The sequence below is a fragment of the Psittacicella gerlachiana genome (assembly GCF_003585965.1).
Taxonomy (GTDB): Bacteria; Pseudomonadota; Gammaproteobacteria; order Enterobacterales; family Psittacicellaceae; genus Psittacicella; species Psittacicella gerlachiana.
The window spans coordinates 1-9039 of sequence record NZ_NRJF01000150.1 but is presented as its reverse complement, the minus strand read 5'-3'; the positions used below and the strand labels follow the sequence as shown (position 1 = coordinate 9039).

6 protein-coding genes are annotated in these 9039 nt (G+C 32.5%); 2 read left to right on the top strand and 4 right to left on the bottom strand.

Annotated elements, in window-relative coordinates; all coding sequences use genetic code 11:
- The coding region (typA, locus tag CKF59_RS05320) for a translational GTPase TypA (RefSeq protein WP_119534929.1) at positions 1-1785 on the top strand (1785 nt) is incomplete at its 5' end.
- 219 nt (positions 1786-2004) lie between these two features.
- Here the strand turns inward: typA and CKF59_RS05315 are convergent.
- Genes CKF59_RS05315 through CKF59_RS05305 form a run of 3 tightly spaced genes read right to left on the bottom strand, consistent with a single transcriptional unit; the run spans position 2005 to position 5766 of the window.
- Positions 2005-3003, bottom strand: a complete 999-nt coding sequence (locus CKF59_RS05315; protein ID WP_119534928.1) for an LpxL/LpxP family acyltransferase — start codon at positions 3001-3003, stop codon at positions 2005-2007.
- Between the two features lie 11 nt (positions 3004-3014).
- Positions 3015-4460 carry a bifunctional D-glycero-beta-D-manno-heptose-7-phosphate kinase/D-glycero-beta-D-manno-heptose 1-phosphate adenylyltransferase HldE gene (gene hldE, locus CKF59_RS05310; RefSeq protein ID WP_119534927.1) on the bottom strand — a complete coding sequence of 482 codons (1446 nt, stop codon included), beginning with the start codon at positions 4458-4460 and terminating at the stop codon, positions 3015-3017.
- 19 nt (positions 4461-4479) lie between these two features.
- Entirely contained in the window at positions 4480-5766 is a 1287-nt protein-coding gene (locus tag CKF59_RS05305; protein WP_119534926.1) for an HlyC/CorC family transporter, read from the bottom strand.
- A 187-nt stretch (positions 5767-5953) separates the two neighbouring features.
- On the opposite strand from CKF59_RS05305, the gene CKF59_RS05300 reads away from it, so the two are divergent.
- Positions 5954-6904: a 2-dehydropantoate 2-reductase gene (locus CKF59_RS05300; RefSeq protein ID WP_119534925.1), complete on the top strand. Its 951-nt coding sequence runs from the start codon at positions 5954-5956 to the stop codon at positions 6902-6904.
- A 107-nt stretch (positions 6905-7011) separates the two neighbouring features.
- Here the strand turns inward: CKF59_RS05300 and CKF59_RS05295 are convergent, their stop codons facing one another.
- Complete coding sequence (locus CKF59_RS05295) at positions 7012-8652, bottom strand: L-lactate permease (RefSeq protein ID WP_119534924.1); 1641 nt, start codon at positions 8650-8652, stop codon at positions 7012-7014.
- Positions 8653-9039: the final 387 nt, after the last annotated feature.

The following is a 9039-nucleotide window of genomic DNA, read 5'->3' as shown; positions in this document are numbered from 1 at the left end:
CACGTTGACCATGGTAAAACAACACTGGTTGACAAATTATTACAACAATCAGGTACCTTAAGTTCTCGTGGAGAAGTAGAAGAAAGGGTAATGGATAGTAATGCTATTGAAAAAGAGCGTGGGATTACTATTCTAGCTAAAAATACAGCAATTAATTATCGCGACTACCACATTAATATCGTCGATACTCCAGGGCATGCTGACTTTGGTGGTGAGGTAGAGCGTGTTCTTTCAATGGTTGACTCTGTACTATTAATCGTAGATGCTACAGATGGACCTATGCCACAAACTCGCTTTGTAACTCAAAAAGCGTTTGCTCATGGTTTAAAACCAATTGTTGTAGTAAACAAAGTAGATAGACCTGGTGCACGTCCTGATTGGGTTATTGATCAGGTATTTGATTTATTTGTAAACCTTGGGGCTACAGATGAACAATTAGATTTCCCAATTATTTATGCTTCTGCATTAAACGGGATTGCTGGTTTAGATTACACTGATATGGCTGAAGATATGACCCCTTTATTTGAAGCTATTATCGAAAAAGTATCTCCTCCAGATGTAGATTTAGAAGCTCCTTTCCAAATGCAAATTTCTCAATTAGATTACAACAGTTATGTTGGTGTAATTGGAATTGGTCGTATTAAAAGAGGTAGCGTTAAAGTAAATCAGCAAGTTACAATTATCGATGCAGAAGGTAATAAACGCTCAGGTAAAGTAGGTCAGGTTCTTGGTCACATAGGTTTACAAAGAGTTGAACAAGATCTAGCTACAGCAGGAGACATTATCGCTTTAACTGGTTTAGGTGAATTAAATATCTCTGATACCGTTTGTGATGTGAATAATGTAGAAGCCCTTCCAGCGTTACACGTAGATGAACCTACTGTAACTATGTTCTTCTGTGTAAATACTTCTCCATTCAGTGGACAAGAAGGTAAATTTGTTACTTCACGTCAAATTTTAGAGCGTTTACGTAAAGAATTAGTACATAATGTTGCTCTACGTGTAGAAGAAACAGAAGATCCGGATGCTTTCCGTGTTTCAGGTCGTGGTGAGTTACACTTATCAGTATTAATTGAAAATATGAGACGTGAAGGATACGAATTAGCAGTATCACGTCCACGTGTAATCTTTAAAGAAGTAGATGGTGAACAACAAGAACCTTATGAACAAGTAACTGTAGATGTTGAAGAACAACATCAAGGTTCAATCATGGAAGCTTTAGGTTTACGTAAAGGTGAACTAAGAAACATGGAAGTTGATGGTAAAGGACGTGTAAGATTAGATTATATTATTCCTGCACGTGGATTAATCGGTTTCCGTGGTGAGTTCATGACTATGACTTCTGGTACAGGATTGCTTTACTCTACATTCAGTCACTATGATGCTGTTAAATCAGGCGACATTGGACAAAGAGTTAATGGTGTATTAATTTCAAATGGTACAGGTAAAGCACTAGCTTACGCATTATTCTCATTACAAGAGCGTGGAAAACTTTTAATTGACGCAAATACAGAAGTGTATGAAGGTCAGGTAATTGGTATTCACAGTCGTGATAATGATTTAACGGTTAACTGTTTACAAGGTAAAAAATTAACAAATATGCGTGCTTCAGGGAAAGATGATGCTGTGGTATTAGTTCCACCAGTACGTTTCTCATTAGAACAAGCAATTGAGTTTATCGATGATGATGAGTTAGTTGAAGTAACTCCAGAATCAATTCGTATTCGTAAGAAATTCTTAACTGAGAATGATCGTCGTCGTGCTTACAGACAAGCAAACAAATAGTAGAATTAGCTTCTTATAAAAGGAAGCTGACAATGATAAAGTCCTCCGAATTTTAGTAATAAAGTTCGGAGGACTTTTTATGTTTAATAAAACATGTTATTCCCATAAATTAGTTACTGCTAAATTTAAAGTTTTAATAAGTCATTTATAATAAAAGACCTCTAAACTTTATAACTAAAGTTTAGAGGTCTTAATTATTCTTATAAAAGGATAACTTTTCTATTCATCATAATAGCTCTTTTGTCCATCTGGACGATTCTTGAAGCGACGATGTAACCACATATAATTCGAGATATCTAGATTTACCATTTTTTCTACCGCTTGATTTGTACGAATAACTACTAGACGAGTTAGTTCATCACGGTCGATTTTTCCTGCATTAAAATCTTGAGTTAAATCTTCAAAATCTATAGGATCTAAAATGTGGAAATCAAAGAAGTATTTAGGATCTTTACTAGGTAAAAGCATACAAGGAACAAGAGTTAGATCATTAAAACTACGATATAACTGATAGGTTCCTGTAGTAGTATAAGCATTTGGTTCATCAAAGAAAGGAACAAAGATAGATGATTTAGCTCCTAAATTTTGATCTGGAGCATACCATAAGCCTTGTTTAAGAGCAAGGGTTCTAATCATAGCTCTTGGATTATCTCTTGCAACAAGAGCTTTATTGTTCCTTAAGCGAAAGTAATATTGTAACCAATCCCAAAGAGGATTTGCATTCTTAAGATATACTCCATAAGATGGTAAGATTAAACCTATTGCCCTTGCATTAACTTCTAGATTTAAGAAGTGAGGGCAAAGAAATAGAAAAGGTTTTTTCTCATACCATTGAGAAAAATCTTTCTCAGGTAAACGCACTAATTTTTTAAAGCGTCTTTTGCTCCAAAACCAAGCTGGAATAATATCGAACAAAGCAATACCAACATTATCACAAAAGTCATTGAAGATTTTGTCTCTTTCTTCTTGACTGCGAGAAGCTAAAGCAATATCTATATTAATACGGGCAATACGGCGTCGCTTGTGAATAACTTTTAATTTGGAATTACGAAAAATTTTTCCTAATTGCAAGCCAAACCAACGTAGAGCTGAATAAGGTAGTAAAGATATTAACCAGCAAAAGCCGATGAGTAACCAGATTTTCCAATACCTAGGTAAAAGAAATTCTTTTTTAAAATGAGGTCTATTCGCTTCAAAAATTTGATCACGATTCTTCATAATAGCCTAATTTAATTATTTTTAATTCTATTTATAATATTTGTTGAGCTATAAGAATCTACAAAAGTAATAGTTTGCACTTGTCCGCCATAGGCAGTAACTTCTTTATATCCTACAATATCCTCTAATTTGTAGTCCGCTCCTTTTACGAGAACATCTGGTTTAATTGTTTTTATAAGATTTAATGGAGTGTCCTCATCAAAATCTATCACAAAGTCAACGGATTTTAAAGAAGAGAGCATAAACATACGATCTGCTAAATTATTAATCGGACGGTCATTTCCTTTTAAACGTTTTACAGAAGCATCTGTGTTAATTGCGACAACTAAAATATCACCTAATTCTTTTGCTCTTTGTAAATAACTAAGATGTCCTCTATGAAGAAGATCAAAACAGCCATTTGTAAAAACTACACGCTTACCATTAGCTTGAGCATTTTTAATCTTTTGAATAATGTTATTCTGATTATAACTCTGCATATGGCACGATTGTTCAAGTTCTTCAATACTAACAGTAGCAGCTCCTAGTTTAGAGACTGAGATTCCTGCTGCCTTATTAGCTAAGTAGCAAGCGTCTTTAATATCTATATTAACTGCTAAGGCTGCTGCTAGAGTAGCTATTACAGTATCCCCTGCACCTGTAACGTCATAAACATCTTCAGCGTAGGTTAATTGATGATATAAAGTACCGTCTTTAAGGTGTAAAGTCATTCCCTTTTCTGACTTGGTTATTAAAAGACCTTGAAGATTAAGATCATTTATAATTGCATTAACTATGGCAACTTCATTGGTTTCATCTGAAATTTGCTCTTCAGAGAAGCCATATTTTTTTGCAATTAATCTAAATTCAGAAAGATTCGGAGTTAGTAATGTAGAGTTCTTGTAGACGCTGTAATCTGTACCTTTAGGATCAATTACAATAGGCTTATGATATTTATTTGCAAGTTCGATAATAGTTGGAAAAAATTGACGTGATCCTTTCATATAATCAGAAAGAATAACTACTTTTGCTTGCTTAATTTTATCTTCAAGAGTATTGATTAAGCTATTATCAAGAAATAAATTCACATCCAAATTAAAGTTTGGTTGGTCTTCAAAATCAACTCTTAGGAGTTGCTGATGACGACTTAAGATCCTTAATTTTTTTGTAGTTTTACCATAAGGTATAGTTATAAAATTATGATTCAGATTTATATTTTGACATAAGGATTTTAAATGTTGAGCATTATCATCATTACCTACTAAACCTGAGATACTTACTTGAGAATTATAAGCAATGAGATTTCTTGCAACATTTGCAGCTCCACCTAAAGTAGAATTTTCATCTTTGTATAGAACCACAGGTACTGGAGCTTCTGGAGAAATTCGTGAAGTATCACCATACCAGTAGTGGTCGATCATAACATCACCAAAAACAAAAATATTAGCAGAGCTAAAATCTAATTTATCTGTAAACATATAAAATTTTGTTTAGAAATTATTTCTTTTCAGGAGTTGTTTTATAACGCTTTAAGTCAATAATTTCAATTTGTAAAATTCCTTTTCTACTTACTTCTTTAACCGTAAGTACAAGGTTATTATGAGTATACTGTGAACCTACTGCTGGAATATCTTGAAACTTGTCTAAAAGAAAACCATTTAGAGTTCTTACATCTTCAGCTTTAAGATCCCAACTAAATTTGCGATTTAAATCTCTTAATTTAGCCTGTCCATCAATGAGGTATTTACCTTGAGCAATATAGTTAATATCTTCTTGCTCATCGGTAATAGAGTTAGTTGTGTAGTTACCTACGATTTCTTCAAGAATATCTTCGATTGAAATTAATCCAATAACAAAACCATATTCATCAACAATAATGCCAATTTTTCTTTTAGCCTTTTTAAAGTTGAATAATTGTCGAGTTAAAGTAGTCCCTTCTTGGATATATATAGGTTCGTCAATAGCACGAGCTAGATTTTCTTTATTGTATTCATTAGCCTCCATCATTAGACGATAAGCTTCACGAATTCTAAGCATACCTATAATTTGCTTTTCAAAAGATTCACGATAGATCACAACCTGACTATGTGGAGATTGATTAAGCTGACGAATGATTGATTTAATATCATCCTCTATATCTATAGCAACTATTTCATGTCTAGGAATCATTACATCTTCAACATTAACTTTTTCTAGATCTAGAACTGAATTCATCATATCAGAGTGATCTTTACCAACTAGTGTTTGTGATTCCTTAACAATTACTCTTAGTTCTTCATTAGATAGTTGTGATTTTTTAGGATTTTGCTCAATTCTAAATACTTTAAAGAAAAGAATTGTAAAAATATTAAAGACAAAAACTATAGGGGTGACAATTTTATAAACAATAAATAAAAGCGGAGCTAAAGTAAAAGATATAGCTTCAGGAAATTTAACCGCCAAAGTTTTAGGAATAATCTCTGAAAACATTAAAAGTACAAAGGTTAAGATACCTGTTGCTATCGCAATCCCTATGTCTCCTCCAACAATTCCACCAAGAATGGTTGCAAGTGAAGAAGCAGCTATATTAACTGAGTTATTACAAATTAAAATTGTACTGATCAGTTTGTCAGAGTTTTTTAGAAGTTTATCCGCTGATTTTGCACCATATCTATTCTGTAATACTGCAGTTTGTAATTTATATTTATTTAAAGTCAAAAGAGCAGTTTCGCTGGCAGAAAAGAATGCCGATAAAAATATACATGTTAAGATAATGATAATCAAAAACGAGACAGAAGATTCCATAATAATATAATCCAGTTAAATAAAGTTATATATTTCTTGTGTTAAGAGTTGTTTAACCCGATTATTATATCACAATTGCCAGTTTCCTTTATCGAGATAGCTAAGTTAATCCTAGTTAAATAGTTGGATGTTTGTCCCAATATTGCGGTATACTATAGTTTTACTGAATCGACTGGAGAAAATTAATATGAAAATTGCGATTGCAGGCGCAGGAGCTATGGGTTGCTCTTATGGGCATATGTTAAGTCAAGCTGGTAATGAAGTGATTTTATTAGATAACTGGCAAGATCATATTGATGCGATTAATAATTCTGGCTTAAAAGTAAATGAAGTTGGAGTTGAAAAGCTTACCCATCTCAAAGCATATAAACCTGAAGATTTTCATGAAGAAGTAGATTTAGTTATTATGTTCACTAAGTCTTTACAGTTAGATGGATTTTTACAGCAAATAAAGCATGTATTAAAAGAAAATACCAAAGTATTATGTTTACTGAATGGTTTAGGACATATACAAACTTTAAGCAAATATACTCATAAAGAAAATATCTATCTTGGGGTTACAGTAGTTACTGCAAGATTTACAAATGCAAATGAACCTGCAAATGTAACCTTTACGAGTTATGGTAAAACGGAAATCGAAAATGTAGTTAATTCAAAAGAAGCTACTAAATTTGGTGAGTTAATTGCAAAAACCATTAATGACTCTGGATTACCATGCGAGTTTGTAGATAATATTTATTGGTCAATTTGGCGTAAAGCTTGTTTAAATGGATCGATGAATAGTTTATGTACTGTTCTTGATAGTAATATGTTAACTTTAGGTCAAGTAGAGAATATTGAATATGTTATAAAAAATATTATTCAAGAATTTGCAATTATTGCAGCTACAGAAAATGTTACTTTAAATGTAGAGGAAATTACAGAATTTGTAATGTCATTTACTAAAGAAAGTTTTTCTGGAGCTAAGCATTATCCATCGATGCATCAAGATTTAATCAAGAACCATCGCTTAACTGAAATTGACTACTTAAATGGCTACGTAAGTAGACGTGGTAAAGAATTAAATATACCAACTCCATTTAATGATTTAATTACGGTGTTGGTGCATGGTAAAGAACATATTTTAAATGCTAAATAATGATAAAGGGCTCAAGTTGAGCCCTTTAAATAGTTTTATTAAAAAATAAATTTACAGATAAAGTGAAACTCTCGACTAAATCGAGAGTTTCACTTTTATTTATTTTATTATAACCAGAATCCTGGGAATAAGATTGCCGCAACTTGATAAACAACAGCTGCAATAATTCCATAGATTACCATCGGGATGAAAGTACGTTTTAAGATGTAACCTTCATGACTTAAACAGTTAGTAACCGAAGCTACAGCGATAATATTGTTTAAACAAACCATGTTACCCATAGCACCACCAACTGATTGTAATGCTAATACTGTAGTTTGGCTCGCACCAATTTGTTGAGCAATTGATTGTTGAATACTACCAAATGTTAAGTTAGATACTGTATTAGATCCAGAGAAGAATGCACCTACAGCACCTAAGTATGAAGCTACATATAACCAAGCTCCACCCATTGAATCAGAGAATACATGTCCAATCACAGATACCATTGATAATTTAATATTGTTATCTGGAGCTGGTGTTAACATCATTAATTTAACCATTACGAATGCACCAAATAGTGCAACATAAGTTAATTTAACTGATGATACAGACTCTTTGAAAATACCAACTACTTGACCTTTAGATTCGTTGTAAAAGAATTGACAGAATAGTACAGTAACAACAAATGGGATTAAACAAGGTACATAAAGGAGTTTGTATGAATCACCGATTCCTGTTCCAAAGATATTATTTAAACCAAAGGTTAATGATTTAGTAACTGTTAAATCTGCAAATCCTAAACCAAGAGTGAATAATTCAGCAGTACTGTTCATTGCAGCTTTGAATGGTAATTGTTGTACACGAGTTACAATTAATAAACCAATTAAAATTGCAAATGGCATTAATGCTTTAGCAACTTGTTTACCTGTTACTGGTTCAAATTGTTCTAATTTATCAGTTTCGTTTGCAGATTTTGATAAACCTAGACCTTTTTTCGCAGCCCATACTGATAGTAACATACCGATTGCACCACCTACTAAAGATGGGAACTCGTCATTTACTTGAGCAATTAAAAGATAAGGTACTACACAGAAGATTACTGATAAGTAAACAAAACCTAAATTTCTTTTAACTTCAGACCATTTAACTACAAATAGTAAAGCCACAACAGGAATTACTAATGAAGCAAAAGCATGGATTATTGCAGTTTTTGACCCTAATTCTGTAAAGCTTGTAAAGTCAGCTAGTTGGCTAAAGCCATACCAAGTAGGAGTACCAACAGCACCAAATGAAACTGGAACTGAGTTCATAATTAAGGTTAGGATACATACTTGGATTGCAGGGAAGCCTAAGCTAACAAGTAAAGGTGCCGCAATTGCTGCTGGAGTACCAAAGCCTGAAGCCCCTTCAATCATGAAAGCAAAAGCCCAGCCGATAATCATTAATTGTGCTACAGGGTTAGGAGAAACACTAGCTAACCAGCTTTTGATTACTTTAATACTACCAGAAATCTCCATAAAACGATTGAAAAGAATCGCTGCAAAGATAATTGTTACCGGTACTAGAGTAGCAACAAATGAAGCTACAACAGAAGCTGAGATTCTATCACCTGAATTACCCCAATACACAAGCTGGATTACAAGAATTAAAGCACCTGTAATTGGTAAAGCAATGTAAGAAGGTAACCCATTACGTTTTGCCATTAAGAAAATTAATAACAAAATCGGGAATACACTTAATATAAATTGTAAAACTGTTCCTGACATTTAAAATTCCACCATGAAGAACCAAAAAAATTAAGTAAATATACTATTTAAAATGGTGTGAATTAATATGATCTTACTTAAAAGAAATTTAGGGTTATCATTTGAGGAAAATAAGTAAGATCTTTATTAACTCTATTTGCCTATATTATCTCTAAGTAAGCTTATATAAGCAACATAAGAAGCCAAAAAATTTTAGAAATGAGGCATTGATCACATTTTTTTAAGAACCATAAAAAGCAAAGGAATAAAAATGATCAAGAATGATCAAAAATGAAAGGGAGTCAAGTAGATTAAGGAAAATTTAAGATATTCTTGAGTGGATTACTAATGTATTATTTAGGTTTTACTTATTATTTAGTTATTAGATCTGTAAGGTTTAATAGATAA

Bases quoted from the DNA above. Each gene is read 5' to 3' on its own strand.
- CKF59_RS05315 (WP_119534928.1), bottom strand. From the start codon at position 3,003: ATGAAGAATCGTGATCAAATTTTTGAAGCGAATAGACCTCATTTTAAA.
- hldE (WP_119534927.1), bottom strand. From the start codon at position 4,460: ATGTTTACAGATAAATTAGATTTTAGCTCTGCTAATATTTTTGTTTTT.
- CKF59_RS05305 (WP_119534926.1), bottom strand. From the start codon at position 5,766: ATGGAATCTTCTGTCTCGTTTTTGATTATCATTATCTTAACATGTATA.
- CKF59_RS05300 (WP_119534925.1), top strand. From the start codon at position 5,954: ATGAAAATTGCGATTGCAGGCGCAGGAGCTATGGGTTGCTCTTATGGG.
- CKF59_RS05295 (WP_119534924.1), bottom strand. From the start codon at position 8,652: ATGTCAGGAACAGTTTTACAATTTATATTAAGTGTATTCCCGATTTTG.